The following is a 16032-nucleotide window of genomic DNA, read 5'->3' as shown; positions in this document are numbered from 1 at the left end:
CGAGCCGGGACCGCACCACCCCGCGCCCCCCAACCCCCGCGCCCCCGAGCCCGGCGCCGCCGAACCCGGAGCGGAAGAACCCGGAGCCGCCGAACCCGGACCCGGCCAACCCGGAACCGCCCAACCCCGAGCCCAAGAAGCCCGAGCCGGCCAAGCCCGAGCCGGCCAAGCCGGAGCCGCCGAAGGCCGAGCCGAAGAAGCCGGAGAAGCCGCCGGAGAAGACCGACACGCTGGCCGACCTTCTGAAGAACGTTCAGAAGAACGCCCCGGCCAAGCCGGCGGCGTCGGAGAGCAAGGCCGACGCCAAGCCGACCCAGCAGGCCGCCGCCTCGTCGGCGCCGTCGGGGGCTGCCAAGGCGGTGAACGGACCCGACAAGCCGTTCAAGCCGTCGGGCCGCGCCATCGACGGCATCCGCGGTGCGGTGAGCAAGAACTGGAACTTCGACCCGGGCCGCAAGGACGCCGGGAACATGCAGGTGGAGATCATCGTTGAGCTGGGCCGCGACGGTTCGGTCCTCAACGCGACGATCAACGAGAGGTACCGCTCCCGCTACATGTCGGACGCGGCCTTCCGTGCATCGGCCGACGCCGCGTTGCGCGCGGTGAAGCGGGCGAGCCCCCTGCCGATCAGCGAGTTCTCCGGCGACTTCACGCCCGCCCGGTATGAAGAGTGGCGTTACTTCGTGTTCAATTTCGACCCGAGGGACATGTTCTGACGATGACGAAGAAGACGAGGCTCCTGCTGAAGGCCGCCGGTTGCGCCGGCGCCCTGCTGCTCGCCCTCGGCGTCGCGGCGCCCGCCCCGGCCCGCGCCGAGGTGCGAATCGACATCACCAAGGGCGTGGTCGAGCCGCTGCCGATCGCCATCACCAGCTTCGCCGGTGCCGGCGGACGCGAGGCGCAGGTCGGCTCGGACATCTCCAAGGTGGTCGCCGCCGATCTGGAGCGGTCGGGCCTGTTCCGTCCGCTTGACCCCAAGGGCTTCCTGCAGACCCCGGACCAGCTCCGCTCCGGCGAGCCGCGGTATCAGGACTGGCGCGCCGTCGGTGCCCAGGCGCTGGTCGCCGGCAACACCACCGCCATGGGCGATGGCCGCATGAAGGTCGACTTCCGCCTGTGGGACGTCGCCGCCGGCCAGTACATGCAGGGGCTGAGCTACACCGCGACCGCCGACAGCTGGCGCCGCATCGCCCACATCGTCGCCGACGCCATCTACAAGCGGCTGACCGGCGAAGAGGGCTATTTCGACACGCGCATCGTCTATGTGGCCGAATCCGGCCCGGCCAACGCGCGCAAGAAGCAGCTCGCCATCATGGACCAGGACGGTGAGAACCATCAGTTCCTGACCGACGGCAAGAACCTCGTCCTGACGCCGCGCTTCTCGCCGGCGACCCAGGAAATCACCTACATGTCGTACTTCAACAAGAAGCCGCGCGTGTACCTGTTCAACATCGACAGCGGCCGTCAGGAAGTCCTCGGTGACTTCGTCGGCATGACCTTCGCCCCGCGCTTCTCGCCGGACGGCAACAAGGTCATCATGAGCATGGCGCAGAACGGCAACACCGACATCTATGCCCTGGACCTGCGCACCCGCCGCCAGACCCAGCTCACCGATTCGCCGGGCATCGACACCGGCCCCAGCTATTCGCCGGACGGCCAGCGCATCGTCTTCGAGTCGGACCGCGGCGGCAGCCAGCAGCTCTACATCATGGGCGCGGACGGTTCGGGGCAGAAGCGCCTGACCTTCGGCGAGGGCCGCTACGGCACGCCGGTGTGGTCGCCGCGCGGCGACCTGATCGCCTTCACCCGCCAGCGAGGCAGCAACTTCGCTCTGGGCGTGATCCGTCCGGACGGCACCGGCGAGCGCATTCTGACCGAGTCGTTCCACGTGGAAGGCCCGACCTGGGCGCCGAACGGCCGCGTGCTGAGCTTCTTCCGCGATGTTCCGGCCGGGGACGGCCGCGGGCGAAGCGCGAAGCTCTACACCATCGATGTCACCGGGGCAAACGAACGCCGTGTGATCACTCCGCTCGACGGCTCCGATCCCGCATGGTCGCCCTTGATTCCCTAGTGGAGTAGCCCTATTTTGCGCGCGCAAGAACGACGCTCAAGACGAAGGCCGGAGGTCGGTACTTCCGTCGGGGTCTGGCGGAAGTCGGCGGCGTTCTTCCACCACAATCCGGTCAAAACACATCGTGTCGCTTAGGGGGTCATTTAACATGCGTATCAAGTATCTGAGCCTGATCGCCGCCGTCGCTCTGGTCGCCGCTTGCGAAACCGCTCCGAAGGATGCCGGCAACGCCAACGCCACGGGCGCCGCCACGTCCAGCCAGATCCGTCCGGGCTCGCAGGAAGACCTGGTCGTCAACGTCGGCGACCGCGTGTTCTTCGGTCTCGACCGCTACGACCTGGCTCCGGAGGCTCGCGCCACCCTGGACCGTCAGGCTTCCTGGCTGAAGCAGTACCCGAACGTCACCGTGACCGTTGAAGGCCACGCCGACGAGCGCGGCACCCGCGAGTACAACCTCGCCCTGGGCGAGCGCCGTGCCAACTCGGTGAAGAACTACCTCGTCGCCGGCGGCATCAACGCCTCGCGCGTCAAGGTCATCTCCTACGGCAAGGAGAAGCCGGCGGTCCTCGGCTCGAACGAGGCCTCCTGGGCGCAGAACCGCCGTGGCGTGACCGTCGTCGACTAACGACGGCGCCCGTCCGGGTTCCAAGGGAAACGCCGCTCCGGAGCGATCCGGGGCGGCGTTTTTCTTTTGGGGTGCCTGAGCTTGGCGAGCCTTTGCCCCCACCCCGACCCTCCCCCGCTTCGCAGGGGAGGGTCGGGGTGGGGGCAAGCCCAACCGCATCCGAACGCAGAACGCAAAAAGCCACGCAAGCCGGTCAACGGCTGCGCTTCAGCATTCCCGAAGAAACAACGAAAGGGAGGGAGGATGGTGCTGCCAGAGAGGATTGAACTCTCGACCTCTCCCTTACCAAGGGAGTGCTCTACCACTGAGCTACGGCAGCGCCGGGACGGTGATGCTGGCCGGGAAGAACTTGCGGCCAACCGTCGAAGTGGCGCGGGTTATGCCACAGGCGTTGAGCCGTTGCAAGCGGTGAAGTGCCTTCTCGGCAAAGAAAAATGGGCGGGGAAAACCCCGCCCATGGGCACGCCCGTCGGCCGCGCCGGTCAGTTGGCTCCGCCCTCTCCGGAGGCGTTGCCGAAGGCGCTCGGCGGCGGCAGGACGGCCTCCGCGCGGAAGTCGGGGACGATGTTGGACAGGATGGTCATCACCCGCTCCGCGTCACCCGCCCGCGCCGCCGTCTCCAGCTCACCCAGGGCGCGGTTGATGAGGGCGTAGTCGATCACGCGGGGCGAGGCGAGGAACACGCCGTCGGCCTCCGTGCGCGTCGGCGCCTCGGTCGAGGTCAGGATTTCCTCGAACAGCTTCTCGCCGGGGCGCAGGCCGGTGAATTCGATCTTGATGTCGTGACCGGGCCGGTAGCCGGCCAGCCGGATCATCTGCCGGGCAAGGTCGACGATTTTCACCGGCTCGCCCATGTCGAGAACCAGCACCTTGCCGCGCTCCTCCAGACGGGCCACGCCGTGGGCCGAGGCCTGGAGCACCAGTTCCACCGCCTCGCGCACCGTCATGAAGTAGCGGCGCATGTCCGGGTGGGTGACGGTCAGCGGGCCGCCCTTGGCGAGCTGGCGGGTGAACAGCGGCACCACCGACCCGCTGGAACCCAGCACGTTGCCGAAGCGGACCGTCATGTAGCGGGTCGCCGTCTCGCCGCCGTCGCGCGGCGGCAGCATGTCGAGCGCCTGACAGTAGCATTCGGCAAAGCGCTTGGTGGCGCCCATCACGCTGGTCGGGCGGATCGCCTTGTCGGTGGACACCAGGACCATCGCCTGACAGCCGTTGGCCCGCGCCGCGTCGGCGACGTTGCGGGTGCCGATGACGTTGGTCAGCGCGCCTTCCGCCGGATTGGCCTCCACCAGCGGCACATGCTTCAGCGCCGCGGCGTGGAAGACCATGTGCGGGCGCTGCGCCTGGAACAGGCGGAAGATGCGGTCGCGGTCGCGCACGTCGGCGATCACCGCCCGGAGCGCCAGGGCTGGGTAGCGTTCCCGCACCTCCATCTCGATGCTGTAGAGGTTGAACTCCCCGGCATCAACGAGAGTCAGCGTCTCCGGTTCAAGGGCGGCGATCTGGCGGACCAGCTCGCTGCCGATGGTGCCGCCCGCCCCGGTGACGACGACGCGCCGTCCGGTGACGAGGCTGGCGATGGCGCCGCGGTCGAGAACCGCCTGGGGGCGCCCCAGCAGATCCTCCAGCGCGATGGGACGAACTTCGATCTTTCCTTCGCCGAGCGCCGACTTGAACTCGGTCAGGCTGGGCAGGCGGGCCATGGACAGGCCGAGCGATTCCGCCTGCTCCAGCAGATCGCGCAGGACGGTGCCGGGCACGTCGGCCTGCCCCTTGGCGACGATCAGGCGCTGTGGGCGGTCGCCGCGCTGCGCCAGATCCTCGACCACGCGGGGCAGGTCGTCGGGGCCGCCCAGGACGGGCACACCGCGGATGGCGTGACCGATGCGCCGGTTCTTGTCGTCCAGCAGGCCGACCACGCGGTAGGCGGCGCCGGCGTTCTGGTCCAGCGAGCGGATGAACAGCTCCGCCGCGTCGCTGACGCCCAGCAGAAGCACCGGAATGCGCGGCACCCCCCCCGCCTCCCGATCGTGAAGGCCGAGGCGTCGATCTTTCAAAAGGCGGTAGGCGAAGCGCGGGCCGCCCAGCAGGACGAGCTGCACGAACCACAGGATCACCGGCAGGGACCTCGGCAGGGCCTCCAATCGGGTCAGCAGGAACATGACCGCCAGGAAGCACAGCACCACCGTCGTGACCGCGCGCAGAAGCTGCGCCAGATCAGGGACGGAGGCGTAGCGCCAGATGCCGCGGTACAGCCCGGAGAAGCGGAACACCACCGCGGCGATCAGCACCAGGATGGGCAGGCCGGTCAGCAGCGGGTCTCTGTATTCCTCGAAGGACTGCTCGCCCACGCGCAGATACAGCGCCACGACCAGGGCGGCGGCCGTCATCGTCAAATCGTGCAGGTAGACGAGGGACGCCCGCGGAGACGGGATACGCATGCGCTTTACCTTAGACTATCGCTTCGCCGGGGCCTTTCCCCTTCGGGAAATCCCAGGCCCATCTTGGCCGTTCAGCCGCGCACAGCTTTGAACCATTCGGCGGTCAGGCGCAAGCCGTACGCGGGGTAGCAGGGCGGGCGCCAGTTCAGCGCGCGGCGGATGGCCCCGTCGTCGATGACCAGCGAGCCGGCGACGCGGTCCAGCATGGCCTCCCGCCGGGCCAGCCGCGCGGCGAGCGCCAGCAGGGACGGCGGCACGGGCAGAAGGCGCGCGGGCTTGCCCAACGCCTCCGCGATGGCCCGCACCAACTCCGGGGTGGACATGGGGCGTCCGTCATGGACCAGGAACCGGCCGCCCGCCGCCTGCGGGTGGGTCAGGCACTCCTGGATGGCGTCGGCGAGATTGCCCACGAAGATCAGGCTGCGCCGGTTCTCCAGGGCGCCCAGCGGCAACGGGATGCCGCGGTCCACCGCCTGCATCAGCCGCAGGAAGTTGCCGCCCACGCCGGGGCCGTAGACCAGCGGCGGACGGATCACCACGGCCTCCAGCCCGGTGCGGGCCGAGATCTCGGCCAGTGCCCGTTCGGCCTCCAGCTTGGAGATGCCGTAGGGGGAATGCGGATCGGGCTCCGTCTCCTCGCTCAGCTCGTCGGTGCGGCTTTCGTCGGCCAGCGCCTTGACGCTGCTGAGATAGACCATCCGCTTGACCCCGGCGGCCGCGGCGGCCTCGGCCAGCACGCGGGTGCCGGCGGTGTTGACGCGGCGGAAGGCGGCCAGCGGGTCGGACTCGCGGTCGCGCATGACGTGGACGCGGGCGGCCAGATGGACCACCGCGTCCATGCCCTGGAGCGCGTTGCCCCAGGCGGTGGCGGGGCCGATGTCGCCGATGGTGACGGTGTCCGCGGCGTGCGGCACTGGGACGTCGGGGCGGCGTACCACGGCGCGCACGCTGTGCCCGCGTTCCACCAGCAGGGGAATGACCGTCCGCGCGACGAAACCGGTGGCCCCGGTGACCAGGACGCGCATCACGCCGTCGCCCGCGCAGGCCGCGCCAGCAGCGCCAGCAGCAGCACGACCGCGGCAGCCCCCGCCGGCAGCACCGTCCAGCCGAGCGCCAGCGACGCCACGGCCAGCAGCAGCAGCGTGGCGTTCAGCGCCAGGACCAGCCGAACCACCTGGGCGTGGGTGCGCCCGCGCTGGGTGGCCTTCTGATAGAAGTGTTCGCGGTGGGCCTGCCAGACCTTCTTGCCCTCGGCCAGACGACGCAGCAGGGTGAGGGTGGCGTCGGCCAGGAAATAGGCGGGGATCAGCAGCGCCGCCACCCACAGCCCCGACGCGGCGAGGACCAGCAGCAGCCAGCCCAGCGTGAAGCCCAGCGGCACGCTGCCGACGTCGCCCATGAAGAGCTTGGCGGGGTGCCAGTTCCACACCAGGAAGCCCAGCGCCGCCCCCGCCGCCGCCAGCCCGTAGAGCGTCAGCGCCGGATCGAGCACGCCGAGCGCCGCGACCAGCGCCAGCCCCGCGCCGACCGACGCCGCCTCGCCGCCGGCCAGCCCGTCGATGCCGTCCATGAAGTTGAACAGGTTCACGAACCACAGCCAGCCGACCGCGGCCACCAGCCGGTCCGCCCAGAAGGGCAGCAGTCCCTGGAAGACCAGACCGTCGCCGGGAAGGGCGCCCCCGGGAAGCGCGGTCAGCCCCGCGACCACCGCGGCGATCTGGGCGAGGAACCGCGGCGCCGGACCCAGCCCGCGCCGGTCGTCCATCCAGGACACCGCCATCAGCGCCACCGTTCCGGCCAGGATCGGCAGCGCCCGCAGCGGATGGTCCACCGTCATGGCGATGAGCGTCCAGACGGGCAGCAGCGTCAGCATGACGCCCCAGCCGCCGCCGCGCGGCGTCGGAATGGAATGGCTTGAGCGATCGTTCGGGTGGTCGAGAATCGCCTTGCGCCGCAGGTAGGCGAGCACGCGCCCGGTGAACAGCCAGGACAGCGCGAAGCTGCCGGCCAGGGCGAGAAACGAGGCGAGGAACAAGGCCAGAGGGCCGCTCATGATGCCTCCGCGACCGGGGCCGTGCCGTGCCGGCTGGACGTCAACAGCCGATGATACAACTCGACCGTCTTCGCGCCCACCCGGTCGGACGCCATGTCGGATTCGACCAGACGCCGGCTGGCGGCGCCGAAGCGCCGGCGCAGGGCGGCGTCGCGCACCAGCACCTCCAGCGCCTCGGCGAGGGCCGCGGCGTCGTCGGGCGGGACCAGAAGGGCGTTTTCGCCGGCGTGCGCCACCTCGCGGCAGCCCGGCACATCGGTGGCGACGATGGCCCGTCCGCAGGCCGCGGCCTCCAGCAGGCTCTTCGGCAACCCCTCGCGGCGGGAGGCCAGCGCGGCGATGTGGCAACGCGCCCAGACCTGCCGCACGTCGGCGCTGTGGCCGGGCAGTTCGACGCCGGGCAGGGCGGCCCAGCGGTCCAGTTCGGCCTGCGTCACGGAGGTCGGGTTTTCCGGATCGGGCGTGCCGGCCAGCAGCAGCCGGACGTCCAGCCCCCTGGCCCGCAGCGTCTGCTGCGCCTCGACCAGCGGACCGACCCCCTTGTCGGCCAGCAGGCGGGCGACGCAGCCCACCGTCACCGGCGGCTCCGGCGGCTCTGGCAGAACCTGATAATGGGCGGTGTCGACTCCGGAGCCGCGGATGATCCAGGCGCGCTCGTCGGGCAGCAGCCCGGCGGCCACCAGGGTCTTCCGGTCGTCCTCGTTCTGCAGGATGGTCAGGCTGTTCGGGCGCTTCAGCACGGTGCGCAGCAGCGGGCGGGCCGCGGCTCCGGCGACGCGCGACTTCAACCCGCCGGTCCCGAGGAAGGCGGAGCCCAACCCGGTCAGCGCGTTCACCACCGCCGGCACCCCGGCCAGCCCGGCGGCCAGCCCGCCCAGCAGAACCGGTTTCATGGCGACATGGTGGACCAGATCCGGCGCCTCCCGCCGGTACAGCGCGGCGATCTCCGCCACGGCGGACAGGGCGCCCGCCGGGTTGATGCTGCGGCGCTGCCAGGACAGGGGCAGCACGCGGAAACCCTCCGCCTCGATGCGGGGGCCGTGCTTGTCGACGCGGGTGGCGACGGCGACCTCGAACCCGGCCTCGCGGGCGGCGCGGGCCATGGGCAGACGGTGGGACCAGAAATACCAGTCCTCCGTCACCAGATAGATCAGCTTGCGGCCGGCGTTTGCGGGGCGGGTGCTCACGGGACGGGCCTCAGGCAATGCCGTGATAGTCCTTGTACCACGCGATGAAGCGGGGCAGGCCGACGTCGATCGGCGTCTTCGGCTCATAGCCCAGGTCGCGGCGGCTCGCCTCGATGTCAGCGGTGGTTTCCGGCACGTCGCCCATCTGCAACGGCTCCATGACCTTCACCGCTTCGCGCCCCAGCGAGTCCTCGATGATGCCGATGAAGCGCATCAGGTCCTCGGTCCGGTTGTTGCCGAGGTTGTAGACGGCGTGCGGCGCACCGTTGGCGTCGGGCTTGGCCGGATGGTCCAGCGCCGCCAGCACGCCCGCCGCGATGTCCTCGACGAAGGTGAAGTCGCGCTTCATCCGGCCCTCGTTGAAGACGCGGATCGGCCGGCCCGCCATGATCGCGTCGGCGAACAGGTAGGCGGCCATGTCCGGACGTCCCCAGGGGCCGTACACGGTGAAGAAGCGCAAGCCGGTCGCCGGGAACTTGTAGAGGTGGCAGTAGGCGTAGGACATCATCTCCGCCGCCTTCTTGGTGGCGGCGTAGATGGACATCGGGGAGTCGACGCGGTCCTCCACCGAGAAGGGCATCTTCTTGTTGGCGCCATAGACGGAGGAGGTGGAGGCGTAGACGAAATGCTTCAGCTTCGGCATGCGCCGGGCGGCTTCCAGCATCGCCACCTGCCCGGTGACGTTGGCGTCCACGTAGGCGTAGGGGTTCTCCAGCGAGTAGCGCACCCCGGCCTGGGCGGCCAGATGCACCACGCCGGTCACCTCCGCGAAGTCAGGGTCCAGCGCCTCGATGGCGGTGCGGTCGGACACGTCGGCCTTGACGAAGCGGAAGCCGGGGCGGGCGGCGAGGCGGGCCAGCCGCGCCTCCTTCAGCGCCACGGAATAGTAGTCGTTGAGGTTGTCGATCCCCAACACCGTCTCGCCGCGATCCAGCAGGGCCGCCGCGACGTGCGAGCCGATGAAACCGGCCGCGCCGGTGACCACGATCGTCATATCCCACCATCCTTGACGGGCCCGCGCCAGCCAGACGCTTGCCTCAAACGTAACGCGCGTCAACAGCCCGTCTTATGCCCGACCCGTCGACCGGACGCCAGTCCGCAAAAATCCTCCACCGCTTGACAGCCGCCGGGCGCACCCGATCTACTGCCGCAACCTTAATCACGTTGCCGAGCCGGACTCCATGCCGCCGAAAAAGAATCCCGCGAACCTCAACCCGCTCCAGCTCAAGACGCTGACCCTTCTTCAGGAGCTTGCCCGTCTGGAGCAGAAGCCGGTCGAGGGCGAGGAGGGGGCCTTCCAGGTCACCAACCTGCCGCACGCCCACGGCAACCACTTCCATCTGGGCAGCGCGGTCGTCGCCTCCCGCGACGCCACCGGCCTGACCAACGAGGCCGTCTGGACCATCCTCGAGCGCAAGGGCATGCTGCGCCGCGACGCCGGCTACGGCGTCGTGACCGCCGAGGGCATGGCCTACGACACCGGCCTGCGCGACAGCATCCTGCACCGGTCCGACCACTAAAAGCGAGGGCGAGCGCCGTGTGCGGCATCTGCGGCTTCCTGGCCGGCCCGGGTCCTGAGCCCGGGCTTGAGGCCACGGCACGGCGCATGGCCGACACCATCGCCCACCGCGGCCCCGACGGGGACGGCGTGTGGGCCGATGGGGAGGCCGGGATCGCGCTCGGCCACCGGCGGCTCGCCATCGTCGAGCTGTCGCCGCTGGGCCGCCAGCCGATGGAGTCGGCGGACGGGCGCTGGGTCATCGCCTACAACGGCGAGATCTACAATTTCCAGGACCTGCGGGCGGAACTCGAATCCGCAGGCCACCAATTCCGCGGCCATTCGGACACCGAAGTGCTGCTGGAGGGCTGCGCCGCCTGGGGCGTTGAGCGCACCGTGCGCCGTCTGGTCGGCATCTTCGCCTTCGCCCTGTGGGACCGCCGCGAGCGCACGCTCGTTCTGGTGCGCGACCATCTGGGCGTGAAGCCGCTCTACTGGGCGCGGATGGGCGGGGCGCTGCTGTTCGGCTCCCAGCCCAAGGCGCTGCGCGCCCATCCGGCTTTCGCGGCGGAGATCGACCGCGACGCGCTGTCCGCCTATCTGCGCTTCAGCTACGTTCCGGCGCCGCACAGCATCTACCAGGGCGTCCACAAGCTGGAACCGGGCAGCATCCTGACCGTCCGTCCGGGGCGCGAGCCCGAGCGCACCGTCTATTGGGACGCCGGTGCGGCGGCGCGGGCCGGCATCGCCGACCGGTTGTCCCTGTCCGACTCCGAGACGACGGACGCGCTGGAATCGCTGCTCAAGGACGCGGTCGGGCGGCAGATGATGGCCGACGTGCCGCTGGGCGCCTTCCTGTCCGGCGGGATCGACAGCTCCACCGTCGTCGCGCTGATGCAGGCGCAGAGCGCGCGGCCGGTGCGCACCTTCACCATCGGGTTCGGCGAGGACGGGTACGACGAAGCGGTGCACGCCCGCGCGGTCGCCGCCCATCTCGGCACCGAGCACACCGAGCTTCGGGTGGAGGCCAGCCACGCGCTGGACGTCATCCCCAAGCTGGCCGACTGGTACGACGAACCCTTCGCCGACAGCTCCCAGATCCCGACGCTGCTGGTGTCGGAGATGACCCGGCGCTCGGTCACCGTGGCCCTGTCCGGCGACGGCGGGGACGAGCTGTTCGCCGGCTACAACCGCTATCTTACCGCGCCCGCCCTGTGGCGGCGGATGGCGCCGCTGCCCGCCGGGCTGCGCCGGGGCGCCGCCGGGCTGATCCGCGCCGTCCGGCCCGCCGGATGGGACGCGCTGGCCGGGCTGATCCCCGAAGGGCGGCGCCCGCGCCAGACCGGCGACAAGCTGCACAAGCTGGCCGGCGTGCTGGACGCCGCCGGGCCGGACGCCATCTATCGCCGTCTGGTCAGCCAGTGGCAGGACCCCGACGCGCTGGTCCGCGGCGGGCGGGAGCCGCAAGGCCCGGCCTGGGACGACGGGCTGGCGGCGGGCATCCCGGATTTCGTCGAGCGCATGCAGCATCTCGACAGCGTCACCTATCTGCCGGACGACATCCTGGCCAAGGTGGACCGCGCCAGCATGGGCGTGTCGCTGGAGGCGCGCGTGCCGCTGCTCGACCATCGGGTGGTGGAGTTCGCCTGGCGCGTGCCGCAAGCGCAGAAGCTGCGCGACGGCAAGGGCAAGTGGCTGCTGCGCCAGGTGCTTTACCGCCATGTCCCGCCGGCCCTGGTGGAGCGGCCCAAGGCCGGCTTCGCCATTCCGCTGGACGGCTGGCTGCGTGGCCCGCTGCGCGACTGGGCGGAGGATTTGCTGGACGAGGGGCGGCTGCGCCGGGAAGGCTTCCTCGATCCCGCGCCGATCCGCGCCTGCTGGGCGGAGCATCTGGCCGGGACCCGCAACAACCAGCACCGGCTCTGGAACGTGCTGATGTTCCAGGACTGGAACCGCCGCTGGGGCAGCGCCGCCGCCCCGGCCCCGCTTGCCGCGAGCGCTGCATGACGACCGACGAGACGACCAAGGCTCCCGCTGCGACTCCCGCCGCCCCGCCGAAAAAGGACGACAAGCAGGACCGGCTCGCCGCCCGCCTGCGCGAGAACCTGCGCAAGCGCAAGGAGCAGGCGCGCGGGCGGGAGAAGGACGGCCAGCCGGGCTGATCGTCACAAGGCCGATGCTCATTTGCCGCATCGGTCCGATTTCACCCGCACGCTATCATTGCCGCCGATCCGGAACGGGGCGGGGCAGGACCATGGTGGTTGAGTCGGCGCGGGCGCGCCTGTGGGGCTATGGCTGCATCGTCGCCTCCGCGCTGCTGTTCGGCGTGGCCGGGACGGCGGCCAAGATGATGTTCGTCGCCTCCATGCCGCCGCTGGTCATGATCGCGGTGCGCGCCATGGTGTCCGCCGCCGTGCTGGCCGTGATCATGCTGGCGCTCGGCCGGCCGATCCGGGTGCGGCGGGCGGAGCTGCCGTTCCTGGGGGAACTGGCGGTCTGGCTGACGCTGGTCAACCTGACCTTCTTCTACGCCATCGCCCTGACCAACGTGGCGCTGGCGCTGATGCTGGAATACACCGCGCCCATGCTGATCGTGGCCGCCGGGCTGCTGCTCGGCACCCACCGGATGAACCGGGCGGTGGCGCTGATCCTGGCGGGCAACGCCGTCGGCTGTTTCCTGCTGGTCGGCGCTTACGACCCGGCCCTGTGGTCGGGCAACGCGCTGGGGGCGGCGGTCGGCATGCTCTGCGCCGTGTCCTTCGCCGCCTACAACGTCCGCTGCGCCCATGGCCACGGCCGGGGGCTCGACAGCTGGTCGATGACCTTCTGGCCCTTCTTCCTGTCGGCGCTGTTCTGGCTGCTCGCCACTCCGGCTGTTGATTACGCGGCGGTCGAGGTGACCTGGGAGACGGTGGGCTTCGTGCTGTTCATCGGCGTCTTCGGCACGGTGGCGCCCTACTGGCTCTATCTGGAAGGGCTGAAGACGATCGAGCCGTTCCCGGCGACGGTGATCGGCATGCTCGATCCCGTCTTCGCCGGGGTGACGGCCTTCCTGCTGCTGGGCGAAACCTTCGAACCGCCGCAACTCGCCGGGATGGCCGTGGTCTGCGCGGTGATCGTCTTCCTGAAGCGCAACGAGTCCGCCGTGCAGGCTATTCCGCGTCCCGCCGCAGAGCCTTCCTGAACCAGATCTGCGTGTGCCCCGGCGGGTAGCCCGCCATCTCCGCCCACACCTCGTAGCCCTGCTTGCGGTAGAAGCCCGGCGCCTGGAAATCGTAGGTGTAGAGGCGGGACCAGCGGCAGCCGCGCTTCACCGCCTCCGCCTCCGCGGCGGCGAGCAGGCGGGCGCCGAGCCCGCCGCCGCGCCGGCCGTCATGGACCCACAGATAGTCCACATACAGCCACTCCCAGTTGGTGTAGCCGGTCAGCCCGGCCATCAGCGCCCCGTCCGCGTCGCGGACGGTGATCATGATCTCCCGCAAGTCGTAGGGGGCGGTGAAGCGCTCGTTGAAGGCGCGCAGTTCGCCGTGGATCTGCTTCACCTCGTCCGGGTCGAGCCGTCCGGAGAGGGAGAGGGTCAGGCCATCCATCATGCTGTCCCGGGCGCTGTCCTGTGTCACGCGGTCCGTCCTTTCAATTGCGGCGGGAGAAGGGCTTCCATGAGAAAAAGCCTCAATTCCTTCCCTTGAGCGCGCCCGCATGCTCCGCTACAACGCCTGACAGATTCAATCCCCGTAAGACCCGGGAAGTCCGCCGATGATGGGCATCATGCGGACCCTCGGACCCGCAAGATGGCCTAAACCGCCGGGCTTCGGCCTTTTCGACAGCATCTGACCGGACAAGACAGCTTCATGGACAAGATCCGCATCCGCGGCGGCAAGCCCCTTCACGGGTCGATCACGGTCGGGGGCGCCAAGAACGCGGCGCTTCCGCTGATGACCGCGGCGCTCCTCACCGACGGGACGCTGACGCTCACCAACCTGCCGATCCTTGCCGACATCAACACGCTGTGCAACCTGCTGCTCCAGCACGGCGTCGCGATCCACATGGCCGGGGCGGGCGGGGATTGCGCCGGCCGCGTGGTGGAGTTCACCGCCCGCGACATCACCAACACCACGGCCCCCTACGACCTCGTCCGCAAAATGCGGGCGAGCGTCCTGGTGCTCGGCCCGCTGCTCGCCCGCTGCGGCGAGGCCAAGGTGTCGCTGCCCGGCGGCTGCGCCATCGGCGCCCGCCCGGTGGATCTGCACATCAAGGGCCTGGAGGCCATGGGGGCGGACATCCGCATCGAGGGCGGCTACATCGTCGCCAAGGCGCCGCAGGGCGGCCTGCGCGGTGCGGAATACGTGTTCCCCAAGGTGTCGGTGGGCGCCACCGAGAATCTGCTGATGGCCGCCACGCTGGCCCGCGGCACCACGGTGCTGGTCAACGCCGCCCGTGAGCCGGAGGTCACCGACCTCGCCGAATGCCTCGTCAAGATGGGCGCGAAGATCACCGGCATCGGCACCGACCGGCTGACCATCGTCGGCGTCGACCGGCTGAACGGCGCCCGCCACATGGTGGTGCCGGACCGCATCGAGACCGGCACCTACGCCATGGCGGCGGCGATGACCGGCGGCACGCTGGACATCCTGAACACCCGTCTGGACCTGATCAAGGCGGCGGTGACCGCCCTGGTCCCGGCGGGCGTGGAGTTCACCGAGATCGAGACCAACGGCCAGACGGGCATCCGCGTGTCCCGCGCCAACGGCGAGCTGGTCGGCGTGGACGTGATGACCGAGCCCTATCCCGGCTTCCCCACCGACCTTCAGGCCCAGATGATGGCCCTGATGTGCACGGCCAGGGGTGCAGGCATGATCACCGAGACCATATTTGAGAATCGGTTCATGCACGCGCCCGAACTGACCCGCATGGGAGCCCGCATCACGGTGCACGGTTCCTCCGCCCTCGTCCGGGGGGTGGAGCGTTTGACCGGCGCGCCCGTTATGGCGACGGATCTCCGCGCGTCGGTGTCGCTGGTTCTGGCCGGTCTTGCGGCGGAAGGGGAGACGACGGTCAACCGCGTCTATCACCTCGACCGCGGCTACGAGCGGCTGGAGGACAAGCTGGCGGCCTGCGGCGCGGACATCGAACGCATCCGGGCGGAGGACGACTGACGGCGTCCTGCGCCCGCTCAGCCGTCCACAGCGAAGGGAAGCTCATGACCGCCACGCCGATCCGCCTGCGCGCCCAGGATGCCGAGGATCTGAAAGTCGTCTCCGCCTGCCTGCAGGATGCCATCCTGCCGATCGGCGACATGTGCTTCCTGCCCGAAGAGGCGCGCTTCGTGCTGGTGGCCAACCGCTTCAAGTGGGAGACGGCGGGCAAGCGCCGCCCCGGCCCCACCGCCGACGACGACCACCTGACCCCCTTCGAGCGCGTCAATTGCGGCGTGCGGATCGAAGGGGTGAAGGCCGTGAAGCTGCGTGGCCTCGACGTGAAGGACCGTGCGCAGATCCTGGAGCTCCTCTCCGTCGAAGCGGCCGACGGCGCCCTGGTCCTGAATTTCGCCGGCGGCGCCTGCATCCGGCTGGAAAGCCCGTCCTGGACCTGCTTCGTGGAGGATCTGGGCGAGCCCTGGCCCACCGGCTGCAAGCCCTGCCATCCATTGGAAGACGAACAATAACCGGGAGACCGCCATGAAGGCGCGGGTGAAGTGGGTTGATGGGCGGATGTTCGTCGGCGAGTCCGGCAGCGGCCACGCCGTGGTCATGGACGGCGCGCCGGAGGCGGGCGGGCGCAACCTGGGCATCCGTCCCATGGAGATGCTGCTGATCGGCATGGGCGGCTGCACCGGCTTCGACGTGGTGATGATCCTGGAGAAGGGACGTCAGGCCATCACCGACTGCGTGGCCGAGATCACGGCCGAGCGCGCCGAGACCGACCCCAAGGTCTTCACCAAGATCCACGTCCATTTCGTGGTCACCGGTCGCGGTCTGGACCCGGCGAAGGTGGAGCGCGCCATCGCCCTGTCGGCGGAGAAATACTGCTCCGCCTCGATCATGCTGGGCGCCACCGCCGCGATCACCCACGATTTCGAGATCGTCGAGACGCCGTAAGCGCGACGTCGGCGGAACTGTGGTGGCGGAACCGGCGGGCTCCGGGCGGGTTGGGA

General features: G+C 70.0%; 15 protein-coding genes, 1 tRNA gene and 1 pseudogene. 10 read left to right on the top strand and 7 right to left on the bottom strand.

Annotated elements, in window-relative coordinates; all coding sequences use genetic code 11:
- The 3 genes and pseudogenes from GBZ26_RS30690 to pal all read left to right on the top strand — a co-directional run.
- Positions 1 to 716, top strand: a pseudogene (locus tag GBZ26_RS30690) (hypothetical protein); the annotation flags it as partial.
- A gap of 2 nt (positions 717 to 718) precedes the next feature.
- Positions 719 to 2071 (top strand): Tol-Pal system beta propeller repeat protein TolB, encoded by a 1353-nt coding sequence (gene tolB, locus GBZ26_RS16600; RefSeq protein WP_149163365.1) that lies wholly within the window; start codon positions 719 to 721, stop codon positions 2069 to 2071.
- A gap of 148 nt (positions 2072 to 2219) precedes the next feature.
- The gene (pal, locus tag GBZ26_RS16595) at positions 2220 to 2696 is read left to right on the top strand and encodes a peptidoglycan-associated lipoprotein Pal (protein ID WP_149163366.1); all 477 of its coding nucleotides are present in this window, start codon (positions 2220 to 2222) and stop codon (positions 2694 to 2696) included.
- A 244-nt stretch (positions 2697 to 2940) separates the two neighbouring features.
- Here the strand turns inward: pal and GBZ26_RS16590 are convergent.
- From GBZ26_RS16590 to GBZ26_RS16565, 6 genes are all read right to left on the bottom strand, one after another.
- Positions 2941 to 3015 (bottom strand) — tRNA-Thr (locus GBZ26_RS16590).
- 163 nt (positions 3016 to 3178) lie between these two features.
- Complete coding sequence (locus tag GBZ26_RS16585; protein ID WP_174439778.1) at positions 3179 to 5140, bottom strand: polysaccharide biosynthesis protein; 1962 nt, start codon at positions 5138 to 5140, stop codon at positions 3179 to 3181.
- Between the two features lie 71 nt (positions 5141 to 5211).
- Positions 5212 to 6165, bottom strand: coding sequence for an NAD-dependent epimerase/dehydratase family protein (locus tag GBZ26_RS16580; protein ID WP_174439777.1), 954 nt, complete (start codon positions 6163 to 6165; stop codon positions 5212 to 5214).
- On the bottom strand, positions 6165 to 7193 hold the full coding sequence (locus GBZ26_RS16575) for an MraY family glycosyltransferase (protein ID WP_174439776.1): 1029 nt from the start codon (positions 7191 to 7193) through the stop codon (positions 6165 to 6167). The genes GBZ26_RS16580 and GBZ26_RS16575 overlap by 1 nt, the downstream gene beginning before the upstream one ends.
- Positions 7190 to 8380, bottom strand: coding sequence for a glycosyltransferase family 4 protein (locus GBZ26_RS16570; protein WP_343207208.1), 1191 nt, complete (start codon positions 8378 to 8380; stop codon positions 7190 to 7192). Before GBZ26_RS16570 ends, GBZ26_RS16575 begins: the two co-directional genes overlap by 4 nt.
- A 10-nt stretch (positions 8381 to 8390) precedes the next feature.
- Positions 8391 to 9374 carry an SDR family NAD(P)-dependent oxidoreductase gene (locus GBZ26_RS16565; protein WP_174439775.1) on the bottom strand — a complete coding sequence of 328 codons (984 nt, stop codon included), beginning with the start codon at positions 9372 to 9374 and terminating at the stop codon, positions 8391 to 8393.
- Positions 9375 to 9561: 187 nt separating this feature from the next.
- Between GBZ26_RS16565 and GBZ26_RS16560 the strand changes: the two genes are divergently transcribed.
- The 4 genes from GBZ26_RS16560 (at position 9562) to GBZ26_RS16545 (ending at position 13062) form a co-directional block, all read left to right on the top strand.
- Positions 9562 to 9900, top strand: coding sequence for a hypothetical protein (locus GBZ26_RS16560; RefSeq protein WP_137103161.1), 339 nt, complete (start codon positions 9562 to 9564; stop codon positions 9898 to 9900).
- A 17-nt stretch (positions 9901 to 9917) separates the two neighbouring features.
- The gene (gene asnB / locus GBZ26_RS16555) at positions 9918 to 11885 is read left to right on the top strand and encodes an asparagine synthase (glutamine-hydrolyzing) (RefSeq protein WP_174439774.1); all 1968 of its coding nucleotides are present in this window, start codon (positions 9918 to 9920) and stop codon (positions 11883 to 11885) included.
- The gene (locus GBZ26_RS16550) at positions 11882 to 12040 is read left to right on the top strand and encodes a hypothetical protein (protein WP_174439773.1); all 159 of its coding nucleotides are present in this window, start codon (positions 11882 to 11884) and stop codon (positions 12038 to 12040) included. Before asnB ends, GBZ26_RS16550 begins: the two co-directional genes overlap by 4 nt.
- A 92-nt stretch (positions 12041 to 12132) precedes the next feature.
- Complete coding sequence (locus GBZ26_RS16545) at positions 12133 to 13062, top strand: DMT family transporter (protein ID WP_174439772.1); 930 nt, start codon at positions 12133 to 12135, stop codon at positions 13060 to 13062.
- On the opposite strand, the gene GBZ26_RS16540 is transcribed toward GBZ26_RS16545, so the two are convergent.
- Positions 13031 to 13498: a GNAT family N-acetyltransferase gene (locus GBZ26_RS16540; RefSeq protein WP_343207207.1), complete on the bottom strand. Its 468-nt coding sequence runs from the start codon at positions 13496 to 13498 to the stop codon at positions 13031 to 13033. The two genes, GBZ26_RS16545 and GBZ26_RS16540, sit on opposite strands and share 32 nt — an antisense overlap.
- Before the next feature lie 231 nt (positions 13499 to 13729).
- Here GBZ26_RS16540 and murA point away from each other — a divergent pair, with 231 nt between their 5' ends.
- Genes murA through GBZ26_RS16525 form a run of 3 tightly spaced genes read left to right on the top strand, consistent with a single transcriptional unit; the run spans position 13730 to position 15976 of the window.
- Positions 13730 to 15034 (top strand): UDP-N-acetylglucosamine 1-carboxyvinyltransferase, encoded by a 1305-nt coding sequence (gene murA / locus GBZ26_RS16535; RefSeq protein WP_038527247.1) that lies wholly within the window; start codon positions 13730 to 13732, stop codon positions 15032 to 15034.
- 44 nt (positions 15035 to 15078) lie between these two features.
- The gene (locus GBZ26_RS16530) at positions 15079 to 15543 is read left to right on the top strand and encodes a DUF2948 family protein (protein ID WP_174439771.1); all 465 of its coding nucleotides are present in this window, start codon (positions 15079 to 15081) and stop codon (positions 15541 to 15543) included.
- 13 nt (positions 15544 to 15556) lie between these two features.
- Positions 15557 to 15976, top strand: a complete 420-nt coding sequence (locus GBZ26_RS16525; protein WP_174439770.1) for an OsmC family protein — start codon at positions 15557 to 15559, stop codon at positions 15974 to 15976.
- The last annotated feature ends 56 nt before the right edge of the window (positions 15977 to 16032 follow it).

Origin of the sequence: Azospirillum formosense, assembly GCF_013340925.1 — a bacterium.
Taxonomy (GTDB): Bacteria; Pseudomonadota; Alphaproteobacteria; order Azospirillales; family Azospirillaceae; genus Azospirillum; species Azospirillum formosense.
The sequence above is the reverse complement of the archived record's forward strand: the minus strand, read 5'-3'. Positions and strand labels throughout refer to the sequence as shown.

Excerpts from the sequence above, each read along its gene's own strand:
- pal (WP_149163366.1), top strand. The coding sequence starts at position 2,220 with ATGCGTATCAAGTATCTGAGCCTGATCGCCGCCGTCGCTCTGGTCGCC.
- GBZ26_RS16585 (WP_174439778.1), bottom strand. The coding sequence starts at position 5,140 with ATGCGTATCCCGTCTCCGCGGGCGTCCCTCGTCTACCTGCACGATTTG.
- GBZ26_RS16580 (WP_174439777.1), bottom strand. The coding sequence starts at position 6,165 with ATGCGCGTCCTGGTCACCGGGGCCACCGGTTTCGTCGCGCGGACGGTC.
- GBZ26_RS16530 (WP_174439771.1), top strand. The coding sequence starts at position 15,079 with ATGACCGCCACGCCGATCCGCCTGCGCGCCCAGGATGCCGAGGATCTG.
- GBZ26_RS16575 (WP_174439776.1), bottom strand. The coding sequence starts at position 7,193 with ATGAGCGGCCCTCTGGCCTTGTTCCTCGCCTCGTTTCTCGCCCTGGCC.
- murA (WP_038527247.1), top strand. The coding sequence starts at position 13,730 with ATGGACAAGATCCGCATCCGCGGCGGCAAGCCCCTTCACGGGTCGATC.
- GBZ26_RS16525 (WP_174439770.1), top strand. The coding sequence starts at position 15,557 with ATGAAGGCGCGGGTGAAGTGGGTTGATGGGCGGATGTTCGTCGGCGAG.
- tolB (WP_149163365.1), top strand. The coding sequence starts at position 719 with ATGACGAAGAAGACGAGGCTCCTGCTGAAGGCCGCCGGTTGCGCCGGC.
- GBZ26_RS16565 (WP_174439775.1), bottom strand. The coding sequence starts at position 9,374 with ATGACGATCGTGGTCACCGGCGCGGCCGGTTTCATCGGCTCGCACGTC.
- GBZ26_RS16545 (WP_174439772.1), top strand. The coding sequence starts at position 12,133 with ATGGTGGTTGAGTCGGCGCGGGCGCGCCTGTGGGGCTATGGCTGCATC.
- GBZ26_RS16550 (WP_174439773.1), top strand. The coding sequence starts at position 11,882 with ATGACGACCGACGAGACGACCAAGGCTCCCGCTGCGACTCCCGCCGCC.
- GBZ26_RS16560 (WP_137103161.1), top strand. The coding sequence starts at position 9,562 with ATGCCGCCGAAAAAGAATCCCGCGAACCTCAACCCGCTCCAGCTCAAG.